Source organism: Streptomyces sp. NPDC005794 (assembly GCF_042871445.1).
GTDB lineage: Bacteria > Actinomycetota > Actinomycetes > Streptomycetales > Streptomycetaceae > Streptomyces.
Genome location: NZ_JBIAIN010000004.1, coordinates 318,387 through 343,607 on the forward strand (window position 1 = coordinate 318,387; position 25,221 = coordinate 343,607).

20 protein-coding genes and 1 pseudogene are annotated in these 25,221 nt (G+C 68.0%); 9 read left to right on the forward strand and 12 right to left on the reverse strand.

The window, feature by feature from the left end:
• Nucleotides 1-36 precede the first annotated feature (36 nt).
• Complete coding sequence (locus ACFYQ5_RS08480) at nt 37-228, forward strand: helix-turn-helix transcriptional regulator (RefSeq protein WP_389194924.1); 192 nt, start codon at nt 37-39, stop codon at nt 226-228.
• A gap of 36 nt (nt 229-264) precedes the next feature.
• Here ACFYQ5_RS08480 and ACFYQ5_RS08485 read toward each other — a convergent pair whose 3' ends face one another.
• Entirely contained in the window at nt 265-1,317 is a 1,053-nt protein-coding gene (locus ACFYQ5_RS08485; RefSeq protein ID WP_389194927.1) for a zinc-dependent alcohol dehydrogenase family protein, read from the reverse strand.
• Between the two features lie 486 nt (nt 1,318-1,803).
• On the opposite strand from ACFYQ5_RS08485, the gene ACFYQ5_RS08490 reads away from it, so the two are divergent.
• A complete protein-coding gene (locus ACFYQ5_RS08490) occupies nt 1,804-2,109 on the forward strand; it encodes a heavy-metal-associated domain-containing protein (protein WP_389194930.1) in 306 nt (101 codons plus the stop codon).
• A gap of 661 nt (nt 2,110-2,770) precedes the next feature.
• Nucleotides 2,771-3,490: an alpha/beta fold hydrolase gene (locus ACFYQ5_RS08495; protein ID WP_389194932.1), complete on the forward strand. Its 720-nt coding sequence runs from the start codon at nt 2,771-2,773 to the stop codon at nt 3,488-3,490.
• A 174-nt stretch (nt 3,491-3,664) separates the two neighbouring features.
• Here the strand turns inward: ACFYQ5_RS08495 and ACFYQ5_RS08500 are convergent, their stop codons facing one another.
• Together ACFYQ5_RS08500 and ACFYQ5_RS08505 are read right to left on the reverse strand one after the other, a co-directional pair.
• Nucleotides 3,665-4,963, reverse strand: coding sequence for a citrate synthase (locus ACFYQ5_RS08500; RefSeq protein WP_389194935.1), 1,299 nt, complete (start codon nt 4,961-4,963; stop codon nt 3,665-3,667).
• 168 nt (nt 4,964-5,131) lie between these two features.
• Entirely contained in the window at nt 5,132-7,393 is a 2,262-nt protein-coding gene (locus ACFYQ5_RS08505; RefSeq protein WP_389195379.1) for an ATP-dependent RecD-like DNA helicase, read from the reverse strand.
• Between ACFYQ5_RS08505 and ACFYQ5_RS08510 the strand changes: the two genes are divergently transcribed.
• Nucleotides 7,383-7,589, forward strand: a complete 207-nt coding sequence (locus tag ACFYQ5_RS08510; RefSeq protein WP_389194938.1) for a hypothetical protein — start codon at nt 7,383-7,385, stop codon at nt 7,587-7,589. The two genes, ACFYQ5_RS08505 and ACFYQ5_RS08510, sit on opposite strands and share 11 nt — an antisense overlap.
• 33 nt (nt 7,590-7,622) lie before the next feature.
• Here ACFYQ5_RS08510 and ACFYQ5_RS08515 read toward each other — a convergent pair whose 3' ends face one another.
• Entirely contained in the window at nt 7,623-8,276 is a 654-nt protein-coding gene (locus tag ACFYQ5_RS08515) for a hypothetical protein (protein WP_389194941.1), read from the reverse strand.
• A 261-nt stretch (nt 8,277-8,537) separates the two neighbouring features.
• Here ACFYQ5_RS08515 and ACFYQ5_RS08520 point away from each other — a divergent pair.
• The 3 genes and pseudogenes from ACFYQ5_RS08520 (at nt 8,538) to ACFYQ5_RS08530 (ending at nt 10,888) form a co-directional block, all read left to right on the forward strand.
• Nucleotides 8,538-9,355 (forward strand): annotated as a pseudogene (locus tag ACFYQ5_RS08520) (Scr1 family TA system antitoxin-like transcriptional regulator).
• Complete coding sequence (locus tag ACFYQ5_RS08525; RefSeq protein ID WP_389194943.1) at nt 9,342-9,548, forward strand: DUF397 domain-containing protein; 207 nt, start codon at nt 9,342-9,344, stop codon at nt 9,546-9,548. The pseudogene ACFYQ5_RS08520 and the gene ACFYQ5_RS08525 overlap by 14 nt, the downstream one beginning before the upstream one ends.
• Nucleotides 9,549-9,895: 347 nt before the next feature.
• Nucleotides 9,896-10,888 (forward strand): MarR family transcriptional regulator, encoded by a 993-nt coding sequence (locus ACFYQ5_RS08530; RefSeq protein WP_389194946.1) that lies wholly within the window; start codon nt 9,896-9,898, stop codon nt 10,886-10,888.
• A 27-nt stretch (nt 10,889-10,915) separates the two neighbouring features.
• Here ACFYQ5_RS08530 and ACFYQ5_RS08535 read toward each other — a convergent pair whose 3' ends face one another.
• The 7 genes from ACFYQ5_RS08535 to ACFYQ5_RS08565 form a co-directional block, all read right to left on the reverse strand.
• Nucleotides 10,916-11,671 (reverse strand): HNH endonuclease, encoded by a 756-nt coding sequence (locus ACFYQ5_RS08535; RefSeq protein ID WP_389194948.1) that lies wholly within the window; start codon nt 11,669-11,671, stop codon nt 10,916-10,918.
• Nucleotides 11,668-13,059, reverse strand: coding sequence for an AAA family ATPase (locus ACFYQ5_RS08540; protein WP_389194951.1), 1,392 nt, complete (start codon nt 13,057-13,059; stop codon nt 11,668-11,670). Before ACFYQ5_RS08540 ends, ACFYQ5_RS08535 begins: the two co-directional genes overlap by 4 nt.
• A gap of 33 nt (nt 13,060-13,092) precedes the next feature.
• Entirely contained in the window at nt 13,093-14,640 is a 1,548-nt protein-coding gene (locus tag ACFYQ5_RS08545) for an N-6 DNA methylase (protein ID WP_389195382.1), read from the reverse strand.
• A gap of 59 nt (nt 14,641-14,699) precedes the next feature.
• Nucleotides 14,700-16,187, reverse strand: coding sequence for a restriction endonuclease subunit S (locus ACFYQ5_RS08550; RefSeq protein ID WP_389194954.1), 1,488 nt, complete (start codon nt 16,185-16,187; stop codon nt 14,700-14,702).
• The gene (locus ACFYQ5_RS08555) at nt 16,184-19,807 is read right to left on the reverse strand and encodes a DEAD/DEAH box helicase family protein (RefSeq protein ID WP_389194957.1); all 3,624 of its coding nucleotides are present in this window, start codon (nt 19,805-19,807) and stop codon (nt 16,184-16,186) included. Before ACFYQ5_RS08555 ends, ACFYQ5_RS08550 begins: the two co-directional genes overlap by 4 nt.
• Before the next feature lie 266 nt (nt 19,808-20,073).
• Complete coding sequence (locus ACFYQ5_RS08560; RefSeq protein ID WP_389194959.1) at nt 20,074-21,105, reverse strand: CU044_5270 family protein; 1,032 nt, start codon at nt 21,103-21,105, stop codon at nt 20,074-20,076.
• Complete coding sequence (locus ACFYQ5_RS08565; protein ID WP_389194962.1) at nt 21,102-21,725, reverse strand: RNA polymerase sigma factor; 624 nt, start codon at nt 21,723-21,725, stop codon at nt 21,102-21,104. The genes ACFYQ5_RS08560 and ACFYQ5_RS08565 overlap by 4 nt, the downstream gene beginning before the upstream one ends.
• A gap of 175 nt (nt 21,726-21,900) precedes the next feature.
• Here ACFYQ5_RS08565 and ACFYQ5_RS08570 point away from each other — a divergent pair, with 175 nt between their 5' ends.
• Together ACFYQ5_RS08570 and ACFYQ5_RS08575 are read left to right on the forward strand one after the other, a co-directional pair.
• Complete coding sequence (locus ACFYQ5_RS08570; RefSeq protein ID WP_389194965.1) at nt 21,901-22,446, forward strand: SMI1/KNR4 family protein; 546 nt, start codon at nt 21,901-21,903, stop codon at nt 22,444-22,446.
• A gap of 292 nt (nt 22,447-22,738) precedes the next feature.
• On the forward strand, nt 22,739-23,485 hold the full coding sequence (locus ACFYQ5_RS08575) for a class I SAM-dependent methyltransferase (protein WP_389194968.1): 747 nt from the start codon (nt 22,739-22,741) through the stop codon (nt 23,483-23,485).
• A 166-nt stretch (nt 23,486-23,651) separates the two neighbouring features.
• Here the strand turns inward: ACFYQ5_RS08575 and ACFYQ5_RS08580 are convergent, their stop codons facing one another.
• The gene (locus ACFYQ5_RS08580) at nt 23,652-25,049 is read right to left on the reverse strand and encodes a hydrogenase expression protein HypA (RefSeq protein WP_389194971.1); all 1,398 of its coding nucleotides are present in this window, start codon (nt 25,047-25,049) and stop codon (nt 23,652-23,654) included.
• Between the last annotated feature and the right edge of the window lie 172 nt (nt 25,050-25,221).

The window sequence follows — 25,221 nt, forward strand, 5'->3', positions numbered from 1 at the left end:
ACGGAGACACAGGGACGTACAGAGAGGGTCGTACTCATGACGGACAGAACACTCTGGTCGTACAAGGACATCGCGGCGCACATCCGGGTCCAGCCGGACACGGTCCGTTCGTACCGCAAACGCGGACTGCTCCCGCCTCCCGACGAGGTCCGGAACGGGAGGCCCCGCTGGTGTGCGGACACCGTCCTCGCGTGGATCGCGTCCCGGCCGGGCAACCGGGGGCGCTGACGCGGATGGCTCGGCCCGGCCGGCCGGTCCGACCGCTCAGGCCTCCTTCGCCGGTTCGATGATCGTGACACCCGCTCCGGGGGCGGTGCCCATCGCGGCGAGCGCCACCGGGGCGGCGTCCAGGGTGATGGTGGAGGTCACCAGCAGGTCCGGCCGCAGGGTGCCGGCCTGGACCATGTCCATCATCGGCGGGTAGTCGTGAGCGGCCATGCCGTGACTGCCGAGGATCTCCAGCTCCAGACCGATCACCCGCGCCATGGGAACGACGGGGTCACCGGCGGCCGACGGCAGCAGTCCGACCTGGACATGACGCCCCTGCCGCCGCAGGCTCCGCACCGAGGCGGCGCAGGTGACCGGGGAGCCCAGCGCGTCGAGTGACAGATGCGCACCTCCTCCGGTCAGTTCACGTACGGCCTCGTCCGCACCGGCCGGGTGCGCCGAGGCGTCGACGCACGCGGACGCGCCGAACGCCCGCGCCAGTTCCAGGGCCTGCCTCGAGACGTCGACCGCGACGACCCGGGCTCCGCAGGCCACCGCGATCATCACGGCCGACAGCCCGACCCCGCCGCAGCCGTGCACGGCGACCCACTCCCCCGGCGCCACCCGCCCCCGCCCCACGACGGCCCGGAAGGCCGTGGCGAACCGGCACCCGAGTCCGGCCGCCGTGGCCGACGACAGCCCTTCGGGCACGGCGACGAGATTGACGTCGGCCTGTTCCAGCGCCACGTATTCGGCGAAGGAACCCCAGTGGGTGAAGCCCGGCTGGGTCTGCCGTTCACATACCTGCTGGGCGCCCGCCGCGCAGGCGGAGCACCGGCCGCAGGCGCAGACGAAGGGCACGGTGACCCGGTCGCCGGCGCGCCAGTTGTGCACGCCGGGGCCCACCTCCTCGACCACTCCGGCCAGTTCGTGCCCGGGTACGTGCGGGAGGACGATGTCCGCGTCGTGGCCCATCCAGCCGTGCCAGTCGCTCCGGCACAGGCCCGTGGCCTCGACCCGGACCACGACTCCCCCGGCCGAGGGGGCGGGATCCGGAAGGTCCCGGACCTGGGCCTCCCGCCCGAACTCCTCGAACACCACTGCCCGCATCGGCCCCGCCTCCCGTGATCCGTCTCGCACGGCCCGACTCGCACGGTCCGACTGCTGTCATCCAGCTCGCGCCCGCCCCGGCTCACACCGTCCGCCGATCCGGCGAATCTACGCCCCGGCTGTGATCTTGTCCCGCGCATGGACGTCGGCTCCGGCCGCCTCCTCGGAGTCCCGGCGCCCCGCCGGAACTCCCGGGGGACCGGGCCGCCCGCACCGCCGAGATGTCCTTCGTCCTCTTCACGGCTGGCCTCGGTCTGGTCATGGCACACGAGGGGGCCGAACGGGAGGTCTGCATCAGGGAGTTGAAGATGGTGCCGCACCGCTGCCTGGAGCCCCTGACGCGTGACGTACCCGATGGGGTGACGACAGGCGGCCACTCATACCCCCTAGGGGTATAGTGGGATACGAGTAGGCGCACCGGGCTTCCCGGCACCCACTCGCGTCACATCCGCCACATCCATATACGCCCGCGAAGAGGAGAACGTCATGACCGCCGAGACCGACACACCCCGGACCACCGGCTCCTGCTGCTCGTCCACCGGCTCCTGCCACGACGGGGCGGCTGACGTCCAGGTGGGCGGCGTCACCACGGTGTACGAGGTGAAGGGCATGACCTGCGGCCACTGCGAAGGAGCGGTTTCCGAGGAGATCTCCGGGATCGAGGGGGTCACCTCGGTGAAGGCCGAGGCCGCCACCGGCCGGGTGACCGTCGCCTCCACGGCCCCGCTCACCGACGACGCCGTACGCGCCGCCGTCGACGAGGCGGGCTACGAGCTCGTGGGCCGCGCCTGACCCCACCGATGAGGATCGAAGCGGGCGTCCTCACGCTCGTTCATGAAGATCTCAAGGTGAACCTTGCCGCCATCCGCCCGTCGAGGCGTACGCTGTGACCCATCAGAAGCAACCCCCTCCAGGGCCTCGGCCACGACGTGACCATCGCCTCCCACCCCGTTCAGGCTGATCAGCGCCATGATCGCGGGGGCGGCAACGGCGTTCTCGCCGACCTTCGCCGTAGCCGGACGACCTGAGGCCGCACCCCTTCACATAATTTCCACAAAGAGACTTAGATCACACCGATTTGAGGGTAACCATCTGATGGGTTGGTGAGTCTAAGAGTGCGATGCCAAGGATGTCTTGGGGGACGTCCGATGGAGTGTCTTGGGGGACACTCCTGGCACGTGTTGGCCGGGGCACGTCCACCGGGGAGCTTTGAGCGGCCCTCCCGCGTGCGTACGTACCCCGGCAGCCGCACAGCAGGACCGAACTGAATACGCACCACCGGAAACCAAGGGAGTTCAGGCTCCCGCGCAAACGCCCGGCCGGATCCCGTGGGGGGAATCCGCTCCGGGATATGGGAAGCGCCCTGTCCGTCGACCCGTGGGGGGATTGGCGGCAGGGCGCTTTTCGCGTTCCGGGCCGCGCGCCCGGGGGACAGGCGGTCGAGGGACATGCGGTGAACGTCTCCTGCTCCGGCGACGCGGTGGACGGAAAACCCGTCGTCGTCATGATGACGGGGCTGGGTGACGACCTGACCAAGATGGCCGACTTCCAGGAGACCGTGAGCAAGGAGAACCGGGTCTGCTCCTTCGACCGCCTCGGCCAGGGCGCGAGCGACAAGCCGACCGGTCCTCAGACCGTTGCCGACAGCGGGAAGATCCTCACCGGCGTGCTCGACCAGGTCGCCGGCGACGGTCCTGTCGTCCTGGCCGGACACTCGCTGGGCGGGCTGCTCGCCGCGCGGTACGCCCCCGACCATCAGGACCAGGTCAGGGGCCTGGTCCTGATGGACGCCACATCGCCGACCACGACCGCCGACATCTCGAAGGTGATTCCCGAGTCGGCCGCCGCCCCGGCCGACGAGCTGCGGGCGCAGACACTCGCGGTGAACAAGGGACAGAACGCGGAGATGCTGCTCCTCCCCGACGGGAAGGTTGCTTCCGCCGGGGACATCCCGGTGGAAGTCATCCAGCACGGTGTCCGCTACCTCGGCGAGGTGCCCACGTACGGGGACGGCCTGGAGAAGGTGTGGACCGAGGGCCAGCACAAGTGGCTCGGCGTCTCCACCAACGCCAAGCTCAGCACCGCCGACAAGAGCGCCCACGAGATCTACGTCGACCGGCCCGACCTCGCCCTCAAGGCCATCCAGCGCGTCACCGCCCAGGCCGCGGGCTGACGGCCGCCCCACTCCGGGCTCCGACGGGACGGCCCACCGGCCGCCCCCGGAACGCCGAATCGCCCCGTACACCGTGCTCGATGATCGAGCACGGTACGCGGGGCGAAGGCAGTGGGCTCAGAGGCCCGGTACGTCAGCGGATCCGGGAAGGCCGAACCAGCGGGTGGTCGGGCTTCAGCGACCCTCGGCCGGAACGAAGTCGCGCAGGACCTCGCCGGTGTAGATCTGGCGCGGGCGGCCGATGCGCGATCCCGGCTCCTTGATCATCTCGTGCCACTGGGCGATCCAGCCGGGAAGCCGGCCGAGCGCGAACAGCACGGTGAACATCTCGGTCGGGAAGCCCATGGCGCGGTAGATCAGGCCCGTGTAGAAGTCCACGTTGGGGTAGAGGTTGCGCGAGACGAAGTACTCGTCGGAGAGCGCGTGCTCCTCCAGCTTGAGCGCGATGTCGAGCAGCTCGTCGGACTTGCCGAGCGACGACAGCACGTCGTGGGCGGCGGCCTTGATGATCTTGGCGCGCGGGTCGAAGGACTTGTACACCCGGTGGCCGAAGCCCATCAGGCGGACACCGTCCTCCTTGTTCTTCACCTTCTGGATGAAGCTGTCGACGTCGCCGCCGTTGGCCTGGATGCCCTCGAGCATCTCCAGCACCGACTGGTTGGCGCCACCGTGCAGCGGGCCCCACAGGGCCGAGATGCCGGCGGAGATCGAGGCGAACATGTTCGCCTGCGAGGAGCCGACCAGACGCACGGTGGACGTCGAACAGTTCTGCTCGTGGTCCGCGTGCAGGATGAGCAGCTTCTCCAGCGCCGCGACGACGACCGGGTCCGGCACGTACTCCTGGGCCGGCACGGAGAAGGTCATGCGCAGGAAGTTCTCGACGTAACCGAGGTCGTTGCGCGGGTAGACGAACGGGTGACCGATCGACTTCTTGTACGCGTACGCCGCGATCGTCGGGAGCTTGGCCAGCAGCCGGATCGTCGAGAGGTGGCGCTGCTCCTCGTCGAACGGGTTGTGGCTGTCCTGGTAGAACGTGGACAGCGCGCTGACGACCGAGGACAGCATGGCCATCGGGTGGGCGTCGCGCGGGAAGCCGTCGAAGAACCGCTTGACGTCCTCGTGCAGCAGCGTGTGCTGGGTGATCTCGTTCTTGAAGGCCGACAGCTCGTCGACCTTGGGAAGGTCACCGTTGATCAGCGTGTAGGCGACCTCGAGGAACGTCGAGCTCTCCGCGAGCTGCTCGATCGGGTATCCGCGGTACCGCAGGATGCCCTGCTCGCCGTCGAGGTAGGTGATGGCGGATTTATACGCGGCTGTGTTGCCGTATCCGCTGTCCAGCGTGACCAGGCCCGTATTGGCCCGGAGCTTCCCGATATCGAAGCCCTTGTCGCCGACGGTGCTGTCGATCACCGGGTAGGTGTACTCGTCATCGCCGTACCGCAGTACTACAGCGTTGTTGGTGTGCTCGCTCACGTCATCCCTCACCGACGTAGTGCCTCTTCTTCGAGGTGCCCTGACTGTCTCCACCCTCCCCCATTTGGCGCAGGAGAGTGCACTCGGGGTCGTCCATTGGACCTACCGACGGCACTGAGTGCCGCCAACTTTCTCATCCTGCCCCCTGAGATCCGGTTCCGGAAGGGCTCAGTGATGTTTCCCACCGTTTTGATCGATCATTTTTTCGGTGAAGTCTTCGACGGACCCGCCTCGTAGCCGGAAATCCAGCGCCGTACAGCGCCTGCCTGCGGAAACAGTGCGGACTGCCTGGCCGATGGCCTTGCGTGAGCCGACCAGCACGACCAGTTTCTTGGCCCTGGTCACCGCGGTGTAGAGCAGGTTCCTCTGGAGCATCATCCAGGCGCTGGTGGTGACCGGGATGACGACCGCCGGGTACTCACTGCCCTGCGAACGATGGATGGTCATCGCGTAGGCATGGGCCAGTTCGTCCAGTTCGTCGAATTCGTACGGGATCTCCTCGTCCTCATCCGTGAGGACCGTCAGCTTCTGCTCGTCCACGTCGAGAGCGGTGACCACGCCGACCGTGCCGTTGAAGACCCCGTTCTCCCCTTTCTCGTAGTTGTTCCGGATCTGGGTCACCTTGTCGCCGACCCGGAAGACCCGGCCGCCGAACCGCTTCTCCGGCAGGTCGGGGCGACTCGGGGTGATGGCCTGCTGGAGCAGCCCGTTGAGGTGGCCGGCACCTGCCGGACCACGGTGCATCGGGGCGAGGACCTGCACGTCACGGCGGGGATTCAGGCCGAACTTGGCGGGAATGCGACGGGCCGCCACATCGACGGCGAGCACCCCGGCGTCCTCCGTCTCGTCCTCCACGAACAGGAAGAAGTCGTCCAGCCCCTGGGTCAGCGGCGGCACTCCGGAGTTGATCCGGTGGGCGTTGGTGACGACGCCGGACTGCTGGGCCTGCCGGAAGATGGTGGTCAGCCGGACCGCCGGGACCGGACCGCCCTCGGCGAGCAGATCCCGCAGCACCTCCCCGGCGCCGACCGAGGGCAGCTGGTCCACGTCCCCGACCAGCAGCAGATGGGCACCGGGTGCCACCGCCTTGACCAGTTTGTTGGCGAGGAGCAGATCGAGCATCGACGCCTCGTCGACGACGACCAGGTCGGCGTCCAGCGGCCGGTCACGGTCGTACGCCGCGTCTCCGCCGGGCTTCAGCTCCAGCAGCCGGTGCACGGTGGACGCCTCGGCTCCGGTCAGCTCCGAGAGCCGCTTCGCGGCCCGCCCGGTGGGGGCGGCCAGCACCACCTTCGCGTTCCTCGCGCGGGCCAGCTCGACCACCGAACGGACGGTGAACGACTTCCCGCAGCCGGGGCCACCGGTGAGGACGGCGACCTTCCTGCTCAGCGCGAGCCGGACGGCCGCCTCCTGCTCGGGGGCCAGCGTCGCCCCCGTACGCCGCGCGAGCCAGGCCAGCGCCTTGTCCCAGTCGACGTCCTGGAAGGCCGGCATCCGGTCCTCCGGCGTACGCAGCAGACGCTGCACCTGCGCGGCGAGCGAGATCTCGGCCCGGTGGAAGGGGACCAGATACACGGCGGTGACCGGCTGCCCGTCCTCGGGGCCCGGCACCTTCTCCCGTACGACGCCTTCCGGATCCTCCGCGAGCTCGGCCAGGCAGTCGATGACGAGCCCGGTGTCGACCTGGAGCAGCTTCACCCCGTCGGCGATCAGCCGCTCCTCCGGGAGGAAGCAGTGCCCCTGGTCGGTGGACTGGGACAAGGCGTACTGCAGCCCGGCCTTGACCCGCTCCGGGCTGTCGTGCGGAATCCCGACGGCCTGGGCGATCCGGTCGGCGGTGAGGAATCCGATGCCCCAGACGTCGGCGGCCAGCCGGTAGGGCTGGTTCTTCACGACCGAGATCGAGGCGTCCTCGTACTTCTTGTAGATGCGGACGGCGATGGAGGTGGAGACGCCGACGCTCTGGAGGAAGACCATGACCTCCTTGATCGCCTTCTGTTCCTCCCAGGCCGCGGCGATCATCTTCGTCCGCTTCGGCCCGAGCCCGGGCACCTCCACCAGCCGCTCGGGCTGCTGCTCGATGATGTCCAGGGTGTCGACACCGAAGTGGGTGGTGATCCGGTCGGCCATGACCGGCCCGATGCCCTTGATCAGACCGGAGCCGAGGTAGCGGCGGATGCCCTGGATGGTGGCCGGGAGGATCGTCGTGTAGTTCTCGACGGTGAACTGCTTGCCGAACTGCGGGTGGGAGCCCCAACGGCCCTCCATACGCAGCGACTCGCCGGGCTGCGCGCCGAGCAGCGAGCCGACGACGGTGAGCAGGTCGCCCGCCCCTCTCCCGGTGTCGACGCGGGCGACGGTGTAGCCGTTCTCCTCGTTGGCGTAGGTGATCCGTTCCAGGACCCCTTCGAGGACAGCCATGTTCGGCACGGTGGACATGGCTCCGACGGTATCGGGCGGGTCCGACAGCCCGCGCCGGGGCTACGGCACCGGTGATCTGCCGGGGCATTTGCTCCGCTCAGCTGCCGATGCGCGGCACCTCCTGGCATCCGTCGCTCAGGCCGGGACCGACGAGATCGGGTATCGCTCTCTGGTCGATCACATCGACGAAGTGAGTCAGGCCTGAAGCGGACGCAGGTCAGCGTCGGCTCGGGCCGCCTCAGGCGTCAAGCACGTGGGCGACTGCCAGAGCGATGCGGTCGATCCAGTTGATCGCATCCGTGACATCGTGCTCGTTGATGGGGCGCCGCTGCTTGAGGTCCCCGTCCACCAGGTCGGCGTCATGGGCGATCTTGTTGCGCCGGTCCGTGATGGTGACGTACTGGGCCTTCAGCGTCTTCTCCGTGTAGGCGGTGCGGTTGCCCTGCCACGTGTTGATCTGGGTGGCCGCGCCCTGCCAGATGTTCTTGTCGGTGACCAGCTTCAGGACTTCGGAGATCTTGCGCGGGTTCTGCAGTGAGGCGCTGCCCCACCTCTCCTTGACGTGCTCGACAACCGCCTCCGCCAAGGTGACATCCCCTCGCTGCACGGCCTCGACCTGACGCAGGGGGATTTCGTAGTTCTGGAGTTGCAGTGGCATGTCGGTGCCGTCCTTGGCCGCCAGATCAGCGACGCGCCGGAACAGCTCCTCGTGGAACCAGTGGTCGATCGCGGCCACAGACTGCACCCAGGCAGCCCGGTAGAAGTCGCCCACATCGATGGCCGCAGGCTTGAAGGGCGCCAGATTCCGCCCGGCGTCCACCATCTTGCGGGCGTAGGCGATGTTGGTGGTGAACGCCTCGAACTGGCTGGTGTCCGGCCTCGGAATGGCCATGGGTGGAGCCCCCGTACTGTCACATGTGCACTGCCCTGCGTGAACAGCCTTGGCGACGGTCCGGGAGCACGTCAAGCGGCTTGCGGGATCACTGATTACCGATGTCCGGATCTCGCCTTGCGGGCCCTTTACTGTCTGGATCGAGGCTGTTCAGGTCCGGCCGCGCACCTCGACACTCAGCGACCTGGAGAACCTCCCGCAGAGACTCGCTGAGGGGTTCGGGCTTGACAGCCGGCCCGTTTGGAAGAGGAGTCGGTGGCAATGGACCAGAATGCGCGCACGCCACGGGAGAAGTACGGGGAGGAACTAAAACTGCGGCGGTTGGCGGCGGGGCTGACGCAAGAGGCACTGGGCGAACAGGTCGTCTGTTCACCCACCCTCATCAGCCACTACGAGGCGGGTCGACGGCTACCGAAACCGGATGATGCGCAGCGGATCGACATGGCGCCGAAGTCTGACGGCTTCTTTGTCAGGTGCTGGAGGATCTGGATTCCAAGTACGCCGACTACTTCGCAGCAGTGGTGGAGCTGGAGCGCGAAGCTTCAGAGATCCGGCAGTACGGGGCCCAACTCGTCCCGGGGTTGCTTCAGACCAGCGCTTACGCTCGCGCAGTGTTCCAGTCAGCACGCACGAACTTCACTGACGAGGACCTTGACGCCGCCGTGACGATCCGTTCGGAGCGAAGCAAGCTGCTGCGGACGCCCCAAGGACCCGTCGCATGGACGTTGCTCGACGAGGCAGCGCTCAGACGACGCGTCGGTGGGCCTCAGGTGATGGCCGAACAACTGCACACGATCGCAGACATGGCTGAACGCGGGCGTCTCCGCCTGCATGTGCTGACCTTTGATGCCGGGGCACACGCGCTGCTCGAAGGAATGCTCTATCTGCTCAACTTCGCCGACACAGCTCCAGTTGCCTACGTGGAAGGTCTGTACACGGGCAACCTGCTCGACGATCCGGCACTGGTTGAGGCCTGTCACACGGACTACGCTCTCGCCCTGGGTGATGCGGCCTCGCATCTGGACTCAGTAGCACTGGTCAGGGCCATAGCGGAGGAACACAAACATGCACGGTGCTGAGCACAGCTTCACCGGCTGGTACAAGTCAAGCTACAGCGGTGCCAACCAAGGCGAGTGCCTGGAAGTCGCCGCAGGCCACCCCGACATCCCCGTGCGCGACAGCAAGGCTCCACACGGGCCCGTCATCACCTTCTCCGCCCCCCGCTGGACCACCTTCGTCGCCGCCGTCGTGGACGGTCAGTTCGACGCCTGAGTGCTCTCGGAGCTCGGGTCCCGAAGCTTGGGAGTCAAGGCCCGGAACAAGGCAGCCCACTCTTTCGTGGGTACGAGGACGGGTCCGGGCCCGACGCTTGAGCTTCGGGATTCAGGGGCCGGGACACGAGCCCCGAGGTTCGAGCGGTGCTTGTCTCCGGGAGGGAAAGAAGGGGTTGGAAAAACCACCCCGACCTCCCGTACCTGTCACGGCCAGCAAGTATGACTAAATGTGACCAACTTGCAGCGTGGCGTCATGACTGCTTACGGTGCCCTCAACGAATCGACCCCGACGCGGTGTTGACGCACCGGCCGGGGTCTCACCCCAGGATCGAAGGAACCGATCTCGTGGCTACCAAGAACCTTAGTCCCGCCTCGCCTGCGCCCGCAGCTTCGCGTCCGTACGCCAAGGCTCACCCCGGCTACGGCAAGCGCACCACACCCGAACAACAGCCGCCCCGCGCCGATGACTTCGCGCTGCTGCCGGAGCGGGAGCGGTACGTCGCCGGGTACGTCGACCGGCTGCCCGAGGGCGGGGCCGTGGACGTCAAGTCGCTGGCCAAGTCACTGCCCCTGTACGGCCAGATGGCGGTCGGCAGCGCACTGCGTGCCCTGGGCGTGGCCGGTCACCTGCGGCGCGTACGGTGCCGGGTCGTCGGCGAAGGCGGTCAGAGCCGGTGGGTCACCCGTACTTTCTGGTCCCGTACCGCGCACGACAGCGAGTGGTGGGACATCTTCACCCGAACCGGCACCGTCGGCCATCAAGCCGCTTCGGTGGCCCGGCCGGATGAATACGAACAGGTAGAGCCTTCGCAGCCCTCCCCCGCATCGCCCCCGCGTCCCGTACCCGCGCAGCAAACAGCCCCTGCGGAGAGCCCAGGCGGCCACTCGCCCGCCTACCTCGCCCTCGCCCAACTCGGCCGCACCGACCCCCGGCTGGCCCTGTCCGCCGCCGACTGCGCAGTACTCGAAGGGCTGGCCGCCGCATGGCTGGGACGCGGTGTGAACACGGACTACCTCGCCCACGCCCTCACCGCCGGTCTTCCCGCCCAGGTCGGCTCACCGGTCGCCTTCGTACGCCGTCGGCTCACCGACAAGATCCCGCCGCCCCTCCCTGATGCGACTTCGACGGCCGCCCACGAGGCACGCGTTCACCGCATCATGATGGAGTGCACCGAATGCGGCGTACCCGGACCGCCGGAAGCCCTCCCTGACGGCCTCTGCCGCCCCTGCCGGGCACCCTCCCCGGCCACCGCACAGGCCTCGTCCGCCGAGGCGCCCGTAGAACGGGACGTACACGCGCTCGTCGGCAGCCTCCGCAACCTGATGAAGGCCCCCTGACCGAGGGCACCGGCCGGCCCGCTGTGCTCAGGCCCGCGAAAGGAATGCCTCGCGCAGAGCCGGGTCACGCAGCAGGTCTAGGGTCTCTTCCTCGCCGTCGAAGAGCAGGGCGGCGGCCGGGTGGTCCGACTGGTGAAACATCCCGACCAGCACGTCGGCGAGAGGCCGATTCCACGCGACTCGGACGACTTCGGCCGCCTTGTCGTGCTGTCCCCGGTCCGTGGCGATGCGCCACAGCTCGACGGACTGCTTGGCGGTGCCGTAAGCCGTTCGGCGCCCATCGACAAGGACACCACGTGAGTTGAGTCCGAACACATCTATGCACGCCGCACCCTGAGGCGTAAGCGCCTTGTACGTGCACAGCGGCAGGACCAGCCGAAGGTGGGCAAGAGGGTCCTCAAGCGTGGGATCGAGTAACAGCGGGCTGCCGTCCTCGGCACGCGGGAATCTGCTCCGCTTCTGGTTGCTGTTGCAGTACGCGCAGGCAAGCAAGTGGTTGAGCCACTCGAAGGTGCGCACCGGAGCGAGGCTCTTCGGCTCGAAGTGGTCGATGTCCGTGCCCTGGCTGTCACCGCAGTACATACAGCGCTGATGGCCGGGGGCCATGTCCGCGAGGACGGCGAGAAGGCCGTCGCGGACGCGCCGTCGCACGGTGGAGTGCGACCACAGGCGTGCCGCCGTGCCCTTCCGGTCCACCTCGGCAGTCTGCTCCACTTCCCGCGTGTACACCTTCAGCTGCGCCGCCGTGTCCACGGGCAGGGCGGCTCGTTCCAGGCGGATCACTCCGTCCCGTTCCTCTCGCCATCCTCGATCTCTTCGGCGATGCGGTGGAGGTGGGCGGACATCTCGTGGACACGCGCTGCAGGGGAACTGGAAAGCACACCCTTCAGTTCCTTGTATCGCTCGGCTGTCTCCGGCTCCACGTTCCCCTCATACACCCTCGACTCCAGCGCCATGAACTCGGCGCGGACTTGTTCAGCCTGCTCGGAGTACGGAGTGTCCAGCCCGAAGAGCTCAGAGAGCACCGCGTCGTCTCCGCTGCCGTAGACGACCCTCTCGTACAGGTCCTCCGATACGACCTCGGGCCCCGCGTCCTCCGCCGAGCCGGGCAGACGGATCAGCCCGCCTGGGTCGGCGGCCTGGCAGATATACGGGCTGTGAGTTGTGACGATGAACTGGATGTTAGGGAAGTGTGAGGTAAGCCAGGGGCCAATGCGGCGCTGCCAGGAAACGTGGAGGTGCGCGTCGATCTCGTCGATGATCACGACACCAGGGACGCGGAGTGAAGGCCGGTCCTCGTCCGCACTGAACGCCTCGTCACCGAAGGAGTCGTGGATCTGCTTCAACAGGTCTACCACCAGCGCGGCCACCGTACGAAAACCGTCGCTCATCTCCCGCAGCGGGAACCGGTGACCGTCGCGCGTGACCCACAGGCCCTCGGAGTCGACTCCCTCCACCCGGTAGCCGTCAGGGAGCAGTCCATCCCCCAGGACGGAGAGAGCCGCCCTCTTGAGTCCGGCGGCACCTTCTCGGCCTTCGAGTGCGCGTAGGTGCTGCTCGATCAGCCAGGCGACGCCCTCGGCCAGGGAGGCGTCCTCGTGGAACAGGCTCGCCTGCCGCGCCACGGGGCCCGAGGCCAGCATCAGCCGCTGCACCTCGCCCGAGCCCCCGGCCATACGACGGAACGGCCCATAGGCGGCACAGAACCAGCCCACCGGATTGTCGGCCCAGGGGCCGCGCTGGGCGGGGGTGGCGCTCGTGGTGTTGGGGTTCTCCCTGATCTCTTCAAGCGCCGGCTGAGCACTCTTGCGACCGCCCACACCATCGGCCGGGGCTGTCCACCGCAAGCCCGCCCAGACATTGGCCTTGGTTCGCCCGGACGCGGTGAACTTGTCGAAAGCCGGATCTCTGACGATCTTCGCGTGCGCTACGCCGACGGCCTCGCCGCTCGACAACCAGTTCTCGAACCCCTGCACCAATCCGCGTGCCGCCAGCGGCCCGCTCAGGGCTAGGGCAAGCGCACGAAGCAGCGTCGTCTTTCCCGAGCTGTTGCGTCCGGCGAGCACGGTCCATCCGGCGTGCGAGCCGTCCGGGCGAGTGAGTCTGAGATCCACGGTGCGCGGACCATAAAACGGTTTGATGTTGCTGACGATCACGCGGGAGACGTACATGGCTGACGGTTCCGTCCGGTATGGGAGGGGCGGCTATTCCAGTTCCGCGTCGGCCGGGACCTCGCCACCCAACGCCTCGGCGATCGCAGCGAACTCGCTGAGCGCTGCCTGGAGGTCCTGGACGATCTCGGCGGCGATCACCTCGGGCGGAAGCAGACTGTCGGCGTCTTCGAGCGCCGGGTCCTTCATCCAGGTGAGGTCGAGGTTCACCTTGTCGCGGGCGACCAGCTCGTCGTACGTGTACGCCTTGAAACGGCCGCCTTCCTCGGCGGAGGTGTCCACCCGGTCGGCAGGCTTCTCCCCGTATGCCTGAACGAACTCTTCCAGGTCGGCGCGGGTCAGCGGGCGCTGCTTGAGGGTGAAGTGCTTGGCGGTGCGGAGGTCGTAGACCCAGACCTTGGTGGTGTGCGGCTTGCCGTCCGCACGCGGGGTCTTCTTGTCGAAGAAGAGGACGTTGGCCTTCACGCCGCCCGCGTAGAAGATGCCGGTAGGCAGGCGCAGGATCGTGTGCAGGTCGAACTCGTCCAGCAGGCGCCGGCGGATCTTCTCGCCTGCGCCGCCCTCGAAGAGGACGTTGTCGGGGAGGACCACCGCGGCCCGGCCGTCGATCGCCGTCAGCGACATGATGTGCTGGAGGAAGTTGAGCTGCTTGTTGGTGGTGGTGGCGCGGAAGTCATCACGGTCGTAGGAGATGTCCTCCCTCTCCGCCTTGCCTTCCGAGCCGATGATGGTGATCGCCGACTTCTTACCGAAGGGCGGGTTGGCGAGGACGAGAGAGGCGTGCTTGGAGCCCGGCTTCGTGGCGAGCGCGTCGCCGACGTCGATCAGGCTCTTGCCCTCGCTGCTGCCGATGCCGTGAAGCAGCAGGTTCATCGCGGCGAGGCGGGCGGTACCGGGGACGAGTTCGTTGCCCCAGATCTTGCCCTCGCCAAGTGCGAGACGCTCTTCCCGGGTGAGGTCCTGCATGTGGTGCTTGCGGATGTAGGTGTGCGCGGCGATGAGGAAACCGCCGGTTCCGCAGGCGGGGTCGGTGATGGTGTCCTCGGGACGGGGACGCATCACCTCGACGATCGCGTCGATCAGGGGGCGCGGCGTGAAGTACTGGCCGGCGCCGGTCTTGGTGTCCTCGGCGCCCTTGGCAAGCAGCCCTTCATAGGCGTCGCCCTTGAGGTCCGCGTCGCCGACCGTCCAGTCCTGCTTGCCGATGAGATCGACGACGAGCTTTTCGAGCAGGGCGGGCTCGGTGATGCGGTTCTGCGCCTTGGTGAAGATGGTGCCGAGGGTGGTGCCGGGGCGCGTACCGAGGGCGTCGAGCACGTTGCGGTAGTGGAGTTCGAGCGCCTTGCCCTTCTTGCCGACGAGGGACTTCCAGTCGTACGCCTTCGGCACGATCTCGGCTGCGTCCGCGTCCGAGAAGGGGTCGTCGTTGATCTCGTCGACCATCTTCAGGAAGAGGAGGTACGAGAGCTGCTCGACGTACTCGATGGTGGAGAGGCCGTTGTCACGAAGGACGTTGCAGTAGTTCCAGAGCTTCGCCACCAGGGCGTTCGTCTGGGCGGCAGCCTGCGGGGCGAGCACGATGTTGTCTTCGACGGAGGCGGTGCCGCCAGTGGCCTGGTCGGGGGTGGAGGCGGTCGCGGTCACAGGTCGAACTCCTGCTGTACGGAGTGAGCGGGTGCGGGGGTGGGGGCTGGTGCCGATACCGGCCCTGCGGAAGCCATTGGGGCTTTCACCTTCCCGGACACGGGGGCGGGGCGAATGCGCTTCGCGTTGGGCTGGGCGGCACGATCCGCCTGGATACGGGCGAGGAGCGCGAAAGCGGGCTCATCGGTGGGATCCTGGGGGACGAGGGTGCCAGTGAAGGCGCGATGGAGAAGAGCCCTCCTCAGGTGAGCCGACCGAGCCAACGACCTGTGCAGGGCTGCTCGCAATCGGGAGGCCGCCTCACTGAAATCCCTCTCGACCGCCACAATTTCACGCTGCGTAGCCAGCGGCGGCAGAGGGATTTGCATCGCCTTCACCTTACCCTTGTTAAGCGCAGGTTGATTCCCACCCGAACTCACCCTGCGCGACTCCTGATACTGCTGCTCAAGCGCAAGATAGACATATTCGGGAAGGATTCTCGTGTCAGAGACTCGAATTGATACACAGTTCTGATTATGCGCAGCTTCAATATCGAGAATCGCAACCTGCCCCCGCGTCCTCCCTTCTCCAATCATCGCCATCATCACTGTCCCGGGGGGATGGATTCGAGACTTCTGATTCCCCACTGCACTCTCGGTGATAGATTCGCGCGTGCTGGAGATTCGATTGAATTTGACTTCCCCACTGGACACCCAAGGAACAGATCCAGACCAGAACTCAGGATTCTTCCGACTCGGCGTCGAGCCAACAAAGACGTCAAAGAGCTCACCAACGGAAGCCCACAGCCAGCCGGAAGGGAGAACCCAGGGGCCAGCATCACGGGCAGACTGTGGACGCCGGCAGAGATCTTCAGCCGTTCCTTCTGCGAGCAAAAGAGGGACACCTTCCCCCCGCAATGATCGACCGACGAAGGATTGCCTCATAGAGGAAGCTCTCACCAGGGATTTCCTCAAACCAAGATCTGCTGCATCCAGGCGCGCCAGGTGGCCTTCGAGGGCCTCCACGATGCGGTGCTGCTCCGCCAGCGGCGGCACCGGTACGGGCCATGCCTTGAGAACCGTCTGGCTGATGTTCTGTTGCGTTCCCCCTTTGCCCGCTCGCAGCAGTTCTGCCCTCTGTGAGCGTAGGTACCAAAACAGGTACAGGGGGTCCATCAGGCGATCCTCTGCGACAGCAAAAGCAATCGCCTGATTCGTCGTGACGCGATGCTTTGTGATTCCGAGCTTCCCGATCGACCCATACATCGCAATCAAGACTGCGCCTTCAGGTACCCACTTGGCTGAACTGTTCGCCAGCCCAGCATCAGTAATCGTCGCAGCTGTCTCACTTATAGGGCCATCCGTAAGGTCTCCGATGACAGCCCAAGGAATACCTCCGCCGTAATACTCTGGCGTCCCAGCTTTAGGAGTTCCCCCACTTCCCCAGTCGGCCACTTGCCCCAAAGTGGCGACCGCCCACCCCGCCGGAAGTTCCTTCTCGCTCAAGCCAGTTCCCGATTCAGCTCAGTCAACAGATCCAGCGCCGGCTCTTTCCCGCCGAACGCCATCATGAAGCCCCGCCCCTTGCCGCGCTCCGTGAACGGCTCTCGGGCAAGTTCTGCGGGCTCTATGCCGACGTCGCTGGCGACGACATCCCGGATCTTCTCCAGCCACCACCGCTGGTCGTCCGTGAACTCGACGCCCGCCTGCTGCTGCCGCAGAAGCCAGCCCTCGAAACGCTCCTGGACCACCGTACGGTACGGACGGAGCTCACTGTCCGCGCCCAGTTCGTAACGGATCAGGCTTATCAGGTCCGGGATGCCGGCCTCGCGGCCCGGGCGGGCCACTGCCTGGTTCAGGTCCTCGTGGAAGCCCCAGAGAACATTGGGCGTCCAGGAGCGCCTGGAGGCCCGGATCGTCGCCGCCAGTTCCTTGAGCGCCGCGCGGGCTTCGGCCGGGGAGACCGGGTTTCCGCTGCCCAGGGCGATCCGGATGGCCGCGTTGCGGTCGCGCTGCTTCTTCAGCAGGTCGCCCCACTCGTCCAGGTTCTCGCGGGCGCGCTTCTCGCGCGGGATCTCTTCCACCTCCGTCACCGTGACGGAGGTCGTCTCGTCGTACGTCAGGTCCTTGTCACGGCGGATCTCCAGGATCTGGCGCCGCAGCTCCGGGTTGCCGGTGAGGACGGCCACGGCGTCCTCGACCAGCTTGCGGGCCGCACCCTTCCCGCCCTGGCGCCGTGCCTCGTCCTGGGCGTCGACGTCCACCGCGTCGACGATGTCTCGGGCGATCGTGGCGAGCGTCGTGCCGCCGGCCGTGTGCGTCAGGAGGTCGCGCTCCTCCGGCTTGAGCTGCTGGTTCAGCCGCGACAGGCGCCGCTGGAGGATTTCTGCCTCCTCCGCGCTGATCGACCGGGAGCCCGCCTTGTCGAGCAGCTTGGCCAGCGAGACCTGCTTGCCGGTGGCCGGGATCATGGGCCGGGCATCCACCAGCGGAGAGGTGGTGACCCCGGCCGCGTCGATGAGGACGAATCTGTCCTTCGTCACGTCGTCGTCCGCGTCCGGAGTGACCTCGCGCAGCTCGGTGGCATCGATGGTGCGGGCGCCGCGCCCCTTCATCTGCTCGAAGAGCACGGCACTGCGCACCGACCGCAGGAAGATCACGCACTCCAGGGCCCGAACGTCCGTGCCTGTGGCGATCATGTCGACCGTGACGGCGACCCGCAGTTGGGGTGAGTTCCGGAGGTCGTTGATCAGCTCGTCGGGGTTGTCGCCGTTCTGGCGGCTCTTGTACGTGATCTTCTTCGCGAAGCTGTCGCCGCGCCCGAAGACCTCCTTGACCTGCTTCAGCACATCCTCGGCATGGTCCTCACCGACCGCGAAGACGAGGGTCTTCGGGAGATCCTTCCGTCCGGGGAACCAGCGCTGCCAGTTGTTCTTGTACGTGGTCAGCACCGCGCGGATCTCATCGACGGTGATCACCGAGCGGCCGATCTGGCCGGTGGTGTAGGTGAGGTCGTCGTCGAGCTCCACATACCGCTGGGCCCGGGTCTTGCGGTCCTTGATGCGGACCGTGGTCCCGGCCTCGATCTTCGCGCCGCCCTGTTCGCGCAGGTCCGTGTTGACGCGGACGACGTCGAAGTCGACGTTGACCCCGTCGGCGACGGCCTGCTCATACGTGTACTCGGAGACGGTGTTCTGGTCGAAGAATCCCCGGGTCTGTGCGGTGGGGGTCGCGGTGAGGCCGACGAGGTGGGCGTCGAAGTAGTCGAGCACACCCCGCCACAGGCCGTAGATCGACCGGTGGCACTCGTCCACGACGATCAGGTCGAAGGACTCCGGAGGCACGTCAGGCTGGTACTCGACCTCGATGGGGAGGTCGGTGGCGTAGTTCATCTCGGGGTCGTCCGCCGTGTTGTCGGCGAGGACCGTGCCGGACCCGTCCGTGTTACCGGCGAGGGCCGTGTCGGTCGACTGCCGCTTCGCGTCCGCCGCGTCGTCGCGGGCGTCGTCGTCCGTGAGCTGCTCGCCCTTGAGCAGGGCGTACATCTTCTGGATCGTGCAGATGACGACGGACGAGGTGTCCTGGAGGCCGGCCGCACCGAGGCGGTCGACGTTGTAGAGCTCGGCGAACTTCCGGCCGTCGTCCGGGGTGGTGTAGTTGCGGAACTCCGACAAGGCCTGGCGGCCGAGGTTGTTGCGGTCGACGAGGAAGAGGACGCGGCGGGCACCCGCGTGACGCAGCAGGCGGTAGGTCTCCGTGACTGCGGTGAAGGTCTTGCCCGCCCCCGTCGCCATGTGGATCAGTGCGCGGGGGCGGTCCTGGGCGAGGGACTGCTCCAGGCCGCTGATCGCGTCGATCTGCGCGAGACGCAGACCGTACGGCTCCAGCTTCGGCATGCGGCGCAGACCGGCCCGGAAGGTGGGGGCGCGGCGGTCCTCGGCTCGCTCCATCCACGCGGCGACGGTCTCGGGACGGTGGAAGGAGAAGACTTCGCGGGAGCGTGCCTCGGGGTCGAGGCGGTTGACGAAGTAGGTCTCGGTCCCCGTGGTGGCGTAACGGAAGGCGAAGGGCTCCGACTCCCGCCACACGGCGAGGGCGTGCTCCTTCAGGACGCCCTTGGCGTAGCGCTCGTTCTGGGCAAGGGCTCCGGAGAGGTGGTCGCCTTCTCGCTTGGCCTCGATGACACCGACGATCTTCCCGTCGACGTACAGCACGTAGTCGGCGCGCCCGGTCGCGAGAGTGAACTCCCTCACGGCGACGCCCCGCCCGGCGAGCGGGTTCAGGCCGGCACGGTCCTGGACGAGCCAGCCGGCCTCGTCGAGCATGACGTCGATCTTCTGCCGGGCCTGGACCTCGTTGAGCGGGGCCGGGCGCTGGGCGCGGTGCACGATGGCCTCGCGGGCGGCGGCGTTCACCCGACGCGGCTGCTTGCGGTCGGTCTCGTACTGAGCGTGCTGCGTCGTCCGGAGGCTGACGATCTCCGCTTCCATGTCGACGAGGCGGGCGGCCAGCGCTGCCTTGGCCTGCTGGGCGCTGACCATCAGGGCTTCGGCCTCGGCACGGGCCCTGCGCTCGGCTTCGAGACGGTCTGTGGACTCGCTCAGCTTGACTCTCGACTGGGCCAGTGCATCGCGGTGGCCGTCAAGCGCCTGCCGCAGCTCGGCCACCTCGGCCGGGTCCGTGAGTACGGGCATGGCCGGCGGTACGAAGGCGGTGACCGTGCGCTTTCCGGTGAGGGCGCGGTGGTAGAACACTCCGAGCTCGTAACAGAGGCGTACGGCCTCCAGGGCGCGGGTGGTGTCGAAGAGGTGGGCGTGGGCGGCCTCGTTGCGCTCACGTCGCAGCTGGTCGAAGGCATCGCGTACGGCCGGGGACAGCGCGCGGATGTCCGAGAGGGCGCGCAGCCGGTCGATCTGCCGCGTACCCGCGACGCGGATGCCGGTACGGGTGACGAGGTCCTCGGCCAGGACCTCGCCGAACTGGCCGGCCTGGACCTGGGCGGCGTTCGGATTGCTGAAGACGTTGAGTTCGGCCTGGGCGCCGTACAGGGCTAGGAGTGGCTGGTGTTGGTAGAGCACTCCGAAGTTCGGAGATGCTTTGGCCAGATCCCGAAGCCGGTCGTCCACGCTGTTCCCACCCCACTGGTACAAGCTGCCAGGTGATCGAGTCTACGAGGCAGGACCCGGCCTGGCCCTTGCTTTTGCCAGGTCCCCCGCCGACCGACGCCCAGGCGATCCGCTGCCGTCAGCGAGGTGACTCGGTGCGGAGACTCACCGGGCCGAGCGCCCGGGCGACCGGAACAAGGTGGCCGTGACAGTCCGAGTCCCGGCCGGTTGCGGCGGGAACGCGCACCCGCCGCCACCGCCACCAGGTCGTCACGAAGCCCGCTCGGCTACGGGCGCTTCCCCTTCGCGTCCACGACCGCACGCTGGAGGACTGCTGTGGTCCCCAGCACCTGTCCCGCCTCGATCTTGCCGATCGCCTTGGTCGCCACATTGCGCACGCCGATGAGTTCGAGGGTCTTCTTGTCGAAGATCAGCTCATCGCGGACCCCCGGGTTGTACGAGTCGTAGCGTGCCACCGCGACACCGTGACGGCCCTCAGCGTTGACCGCGTCGGGCACCACGACCACACCGGGGATCTTCGCCGCGGCGCGGAAGAACGCGGCGCTGACGTCCGGCGGCATCAGTGACTCGTGGAGGAGGTCGCCTACGAGGACGAACGCGTCCTGGTCGAGGTTGCGCTCCTCGCCGCTCTCGTCCCCCTGGGAGCGCAGCCACTTCAGCATCGCGTCCGCGTCCGTCGGCAGTGTCTGGAGGCGCCGGTAGTGGGTGCTCGTCTCGTAGCCGGGCTCACCGGGCGCCGGGGCGGGTTCCAGCTCCCTCCCGTCACTGAACTCGTCGCCCGGCTCGCGGGTCAGTCCCGGGCGGGTGCCGTCCACGGACCTCCAGACCTCACGCTCGTGGAGGGGTTCGAGCTCGGCGCCGACGTCGTCCGACATCGTCGCGTAGGCGACCAGGCTTCGGATGTAGACGAACTGGTCGTCACGGACGTCGTCCGCAGGTGACTGCGCCGCGACCGTCGCGACGCGGTCGAGCAACGCCGCCGCACCGCCCTTGGTGTCGGCGTTGATCATGGGGGCGAAGGCGTAGGTCGCCTTGCCGTCCTTGCCCGCCGGGGTGCTGGAGCCGGAACCGGAGCCGCCGTCCGTTCCGGTCACCGTGACTCCCGTGATCACGGCGAGGGCCAGCGCGGCCGCGATCACGGGTCCCACGACGACCGGCCGCGACCACCTCCTGCCACGGGTCGTCTTCCGGTCCTCGGCCTGGGCCTGCCTGATCTCGCGCATCACATGCTCCTTGAGCTGGCGGTGACGGCCCGGGGGGAGGTCCCTCTCGGGGAGCGACGAGGTGTCGTGCGTCATCGGTTTCCCTCCTGAATGGGCAGGGCCGCGTTCGTGCGGCCCTCTTTCATCTGTCCGGTGCCGCGCAGCGGTTCCCGCCGTTCGGCGGCCGCCGCGAGCTTCCGCCGGGCCCTGGACAGCCGTGAGCGGACCGTCCCCGTGGGAATACCGAGCGCCTCGCCGGCCGCCGCGTAGTCGAGCCCCTCCCACACGCACAGCGCCAGCACCTCGCGCTCGTTGCGCCGCAGGGTGTCCAGGGCCAGCCGGACGGCGGCCAGCAACTCCTTGTCGTCGATACGGCTCGCCACCTCGTCGGCGAAGTCCCCGACCGCGCCGCCCTGGGGGCCCGGGGGCAGACGTGACATCGCGGCTGCGTGCCGGGCCGCTGCCCGCCTGGTGTTGCGCACCATGTTCGTCGCGACCCCCAGTAACCAGGGCCGCAACGATCCGCCTTCGGCGTTCACCCGGCCCCGCAGCCTCCAGGCTTCGAGGAACGTCAGCGAGACCACGTCCTCGGCCATGGACCAGTTCCCCGTCAGCCGGAACGCGTGGTTGTAGACGGAACGTGCGTATCTGTCGAACAGGTCGGCGAAGGCATCCTCGTCGCCGTCCCGGATGCGGACCCGCAGTGGTCTCTCCATGTCCCCTTATCTGTCCGGGGGTTCGGGGCGGTTCCCGTGACTCAGGTCACCCCCTGGTGTCAGTGGGGACGTCTATCTTCGGCCCATGACACAGGTGGACACCGCAGCGTTCGATCACGAGTGGGCTCGCTTCGAGTCATGGCTTTCGGCGCATTCGCCCGCCGATCGAGCGGCCTTGAGAGGGCCGGCGGCCCCCGAGGCGATAGCCAGGCTGGAATCGCGGCTGGGCTTCGCCCTGCACCCGGAGCTGAGGAGGCTTCTGGAGCTTCATGACGGCGCGGCCCCGCCTGTGGCCGAACCGGGCTCGTTCCCCCTGCCCGCCGGGACCTTTCTGCCGTTGGGGCACCGCCTGAGCGGTGTGGACGACATGGTGATGATGCACGAGATCCTCGTGGGCGTCGGCGAGAGCAACATCGAAGCCGATCTGTGGGAGGACGAGGAACTGGCTGTGAATCTGCACCTGTGCGTGCCGATCGCCCTGCCCAACGACGGGGGCGTCGCCTTCGTCGATCACCGCCCGGGGCCTTCGTACGGGCACGTGTACGAGATGGGTATCGGGTCGGGAGACCTCGACGGCACGCTCTGGGCCACCGGTCCGGCAGAGCTCTTCCGGGTCCTGGCCGACTCCCTGGAGACGGGTTCCCCCTTCCTGTACTACCGGCCGTCGACCTACGAACACGAGTCGGGCCACCACTGCGTCGAGTGGGAGATCGAAGCCTGACCACCGGCACCCCGGGCACCCCCGGCACCAAGGCGACCGGGAGGCCATTTCTCCCCCTCAGGGCCCTTCGCCTGCGGAGCGGTCGAGAAACACACCTCGGCCACATCCAGGAAGGGCCCTCGGCGGCCCGCGGGCGAGTCTTGGGCAGGGGAACGAGTCACGTACGGGGGGCCACGCCCGTGCGCTCCCCGTAGGCTTCCGAACGGGCCCCCAGGCAGCTCCCACACATGCCCTGAGCTGCACAAATACTCGCTCAGTGCCTAGAGTTGGGGTCTCGGGAAGGGGGTTCCGGGTGGACCGGAACATACGCTCGGTGGACGACGTACTGAAGCTCATGGACAGCCTGTTCGCGCCGGAGGCCGACCGGTGGACCGATGACGCGAGCGGCTGGTGGGACGGGTTCTACGCGGACCGCTCGAAGCCCGTGCCGTTCTTCGTGGCGAAGCCGGACGAGAGCCTCGTGTCCTACCTCGACCACGGTCTGATCGGGCCCGGCCGTGCCCTCGATCTCGGCTGCGGGCCGGGACGCAACGCGCTGCACCTCGCCTCGCGGGGCTTCGAGGTGGACGCGGTCGATCTGTCGCCGGGAGCCGTCGCCTGGGCCGAGGAACGGGCCCGCGACGCCGGGGCGGACATCCGCTTCCACTGCGGTGACGCCTTCGCCGAGGACGCGCCTGCCGGGCCGTACGACCTGATCTACGACTCGGGCTGCTTCCACCATCTGCCGCCCCACCGCCGCGTCAGCTACCTCACGTTGGTGGAGCGCGCCCTCGTACCCGGCGGGCACCTCGCCCTCAGCTGCTTCGCGTCCGGCGCGATGGGTTCCGAGCGACCCGACGCCGACTTCTACGGCGGTACGGGGCTCCAGGGCGGCCTCGCCTACACACCCGAGTCGCTGCGCTGGATCTTCTCCGGGATGGAGGAGATCGCACTGCGACGGATGCGGGACGAACCGGCCGACTCCCCGTGTTTCGGTGAGGACTTCCTCTGGACCGTGCTGTTCAGGAAGCCGGACGGGCCTGGCCGCCTCAGTCGTTGACCGCCGTGGCCTCGACCTCGGTGTTCAGCACGCGCATCGACAGCAGTGTGAGCGACGGCGCGCTCCTGGCGGTCGCTCCGGCGTGGTCCGCGTCCTCCGGGGGCCGGACTCGGCGAGCCCCCCGGTGACAACCAGGGGGCTCGCCTCGCGGGCCGAAGCCCGGTGGTCACACCGTGAGCTTCACGGCCTCGAACCACCTCTTGTTGTCGGTGGTGCCGACGAACATGTACTCGGGCCGGCTGTTCTTGCAGAACTGCGGGCCCCAGCCACCGTCGCCCATCCTGGCCGTGTGGCAGACGCTGCCTTTGCCGACGTTCATGGCGAAACCAGTCAGGAAGGGGGCGCCCTTCTCGGAACTGCCTATGTAGTTGTTCTTGCCGTCTGCGACGAGGGCCGTCCAGCTCGGTGCCCACTTGGCGTTGCCGCTCGTCGAACCCTGGTCGTGCAGCAGGGCGTTGGCGGACGACCCGCCGACGTTCCACACCGCGATGTTGAGGGCCGTGATCTGCTTGCCCTGGCCCGCCGTCCCGGCCATCGTCCCGTCGCACACCGGTGTCTGCCAGCCGCTCCCCGACACGAAGACCCGGTAGCAGATGTGCCGTCCGTCGGGGTCACCCTCGGCGAGGCTGCTCAACGCGCTGGCAGCCGTGTTCGGCGGCGCCTTCGCCGTCACCGTGGCCGTGGGCTTGCGCTCAGGCTTGGCCGGCGGCGGCACCATCACCGGTTTGGCGGCCGGCGGCTCGGACGGCTTCTCCTTCTCCTTCTCCTTCTCCTGTTCTTTGCTCGGAGTCACGGAGGGACTCGGTGACTTGCTCGTGTAGGTCTCCGGGGGCTCGGAGCGTTCGGTGCCCAGGACGGTGCCTGCCGCGTTCTGCGTGCGGTCCTTCTCGGGCTTGCGGTCGTCCTGGCCCATCACGAGGAACGGCACGGAGACCAGGAGCACGCCGATGATCGCCGCCGCGGCCAGTATCGGTTTCTTCGGTCGGCTGCCCAGCAGTTCGCCGGCCGTACGCGTACCCGCGCCGCCGCTGTCCGCCGCCGCCGCCGCGACTGCGACGCCCGGGGACCCGCCGACGGTACGGGTGGTCGCGTGCGCCGCGGCCGGGTCGGAGGCGGACGCCTCCGAAGCCGAAGCCGCTGTGGTCTCGCCGGAGTTGACGGACGCCGGTTCGGGCGTCTCCTCCGCCGACGGCTCCGGGGCGCCTATGCCCCGCCCGGCACCGGTGCCGGGCGCAGGAGCGGCGGCTCCGGCGGTACCCGCTCGCTCGGCGGTCCGTGTCCCGGCGTCCGCACCCTCGAGAGCCTCGCTCTCGGAGCCCACGCTCTCCGGGCTCTCGCGCGCCGGGCCCTGCGCGCCGGCGGCCGGGTCGGCCGCCGTGGACGAGGTGTCCTTGCGGCCGCGCGGGCCGCCCGGCCTCAGGGCGTCACCGGGGACCCCGGCCGCACCCTGCATCGGCACCGCCCTGCCGGCCGGCTCCGGCGGACTCCCGGACGCACCGGAGGCGCCGGAGGACGTGCCCGAACTCGGCGGTATGCGTCTGGAAGGATCATGCTCACGTGCCATGCAATTCCCTTACTCATATGTGGGTTCGGGGTCGTGTCGCGCTCCGCACCCACGCACGACCGGCCCGCAGTCTCCCCGGCTGTCAGACGAGCGAAGTCCCGGGCGGAGCAAGCATATTGGCAGGCATTGAAGGCTGACATGCCTGAACGGGTCGGGCCCGGGACGGGGGTGC